This window comes from Micromonospora sp. NPDC023869, from assembly GCF_055559695.1.
On record NZ_JBVHKD010000027.1, the window covers coordinates 1 to 1,534 of the forward strand.

Sequence of the window (1,534 nt, forward strand, 5' to 3'; positions counted from 1 at the left end):
GGTTGTCCTCACAAACCATCGATGATCAACGCGGTGGCCGTCCTCATGCCCACGCCACGCCCAACGCCGAAGCCAAGTGACGTTGGAGTACTAGGCGGGTCAGCCGATTGGACGCCGGGGCGGAACGTCGGAGTGAACAGCGGTGCCTCTTCACCTGATCTGGAACGACGTGACAAGTGCTCACATTGACTCTCCTTTGTCGACAATGAAGGAGTGTCGTGGCGTCCGACGTCAGTCGATCCGACTACGAACCCACTGTGCCGATTGACTATGTTCCCGGGGTCCGAGGCCATGTGATCCTTGCCAACGGCGCCGATAGTGATGGTAGCGAAGCGCTGGCATTCTGGCAGTTGAGCGCCACCGGCCGTGCCGGTGGCGCCTGGATCCTGCAACTCGACGAGATCGAGCGTGATTCCGGTCGACTGGTCGCGGTCATGCGATTGTTGGAGGGGAGATGCTTGGTCGACGGTCAGGTCAACTCAACGCATAGCATTCTGGACAAGATCGGCCACCTCCTGCCGGCCTCCACTACGTCCCGTCTGAAGCGCCACATCCTGACGGTCCCCGATCTGCTTGACGAGATCAGTGACCAGCGGAGCCGGTACAGCGAGGCCGTCGAGCGGCATCGCGCAATGACGAATGCGAAGATCACCTCGCTTGCGTGGCCGACCAGGATGCCAGCCTGGGAGGAACTCGCGCAACGTGCGGCTGCGCAATCGGTAGCTGCTTCACCGGCTGCGGCGGCCTGTCTAGCGCTGGCCTCGGCGGTCGCGATGACGGCGCAGCTGTGGGATGACACCGAGCAGACACGTTACCGCCGCGGCTACCTGCGTGCGTTGGGTGAGCCGCTACCGCTGCCCCCTCGGTGGCTGTCGCGATTGCGTGCAGCCGTAACCGACAGCACAGCGGCATTGACGGCGTAGGGGAGGAACCATGTACGCAGTCATTGACCTGGAGACCACCGGCACCCGGACAAGTTGGCATGACCGGGTCGCCGAGATCGCAGTGGTGCACCTTGATGAGTACGGGCAGGTCATCGGGGAATGGTGCAGTCTCGTCAACCCCGAGCGGGACCTCGGCCCGCAGCATGTTCACGGCATCACCGCTGCCGAAGCTCGGCGAGCTCCCCGGTTCAATCAACTCGCCGGACAGGTCGCTGCGTTGTTGCGCGGTCGTGTTCTTGTCGCGCACAACCTGTTCTTCGACGCGTCGTTCCTGCAGGCCGAGTACAAACGGATAGGGGTCCATGTGCCCATCGATCCCGCCGACGGCCTGTGCACTATGGGGTTGGCCTCGCACTTTCTGCCGTCGGCCGGACGTAGCCTGCGTGACTGTTGTCGAGCAGCCGGTCTGCCGCCGCACCGAGCACACTCCGCGTTGCATGATGCGCGGGCAGCCGCCCAGCTACTCGCTCTGTACCTCTCATCAGCAGGAGGTGCGGTTGCGTCCAGGGAAGTGGTGTACGACTTGCCCGTGATGGGCGTGTTGCGTAGATGAGAGACGGCCACCGCGCGATCCTTCGAGACGGCTAAAT

Annotated in this window: 2 protein-coding genes; both read left to right on the forward strand. The window is 63.2% G+C overall.

The genetic code is table 11. From position 1 onward, the window contains the following. Positions 1-218 precede the first annotated feature (218 nt). The gene (locus ACZ31C_RS32210) at positions 219-923 is read left to right on the forward strand and encodes a DUF6218 family protein (RefSeq protein WP_465798504.1); all 705 of its coding nucleotides are present in this window, start codon (positions 219-221) and stop codon (positions 921-923) included. Positions 924-933: 10 nt separating this feature from the next. Next, positions 934-1,497 carry a 3'-5' exonuclease gene (locus tag ACZ31C_RS32215; protein WP_465798505.1) on the forward strand — a complete coding sequence of 188 codons (564 nt, stop codon included), beginning with the start codon at positions 934-936 and terminating at the stop codon, positions 1,495-1,497. Positions 1,498-1,534: the final 37 nt, after the last annotated feature.

Bases quoted from the DNA above. Each gene is read 5' to 3' on its own strand.
- ACZ31C_RS32215 (WP_465798505.1), top strand. From the start codon at position 934: ATGTACGCAGTCATTGACCTGGAGACCACCGGCACCCGGACAAGTTGG.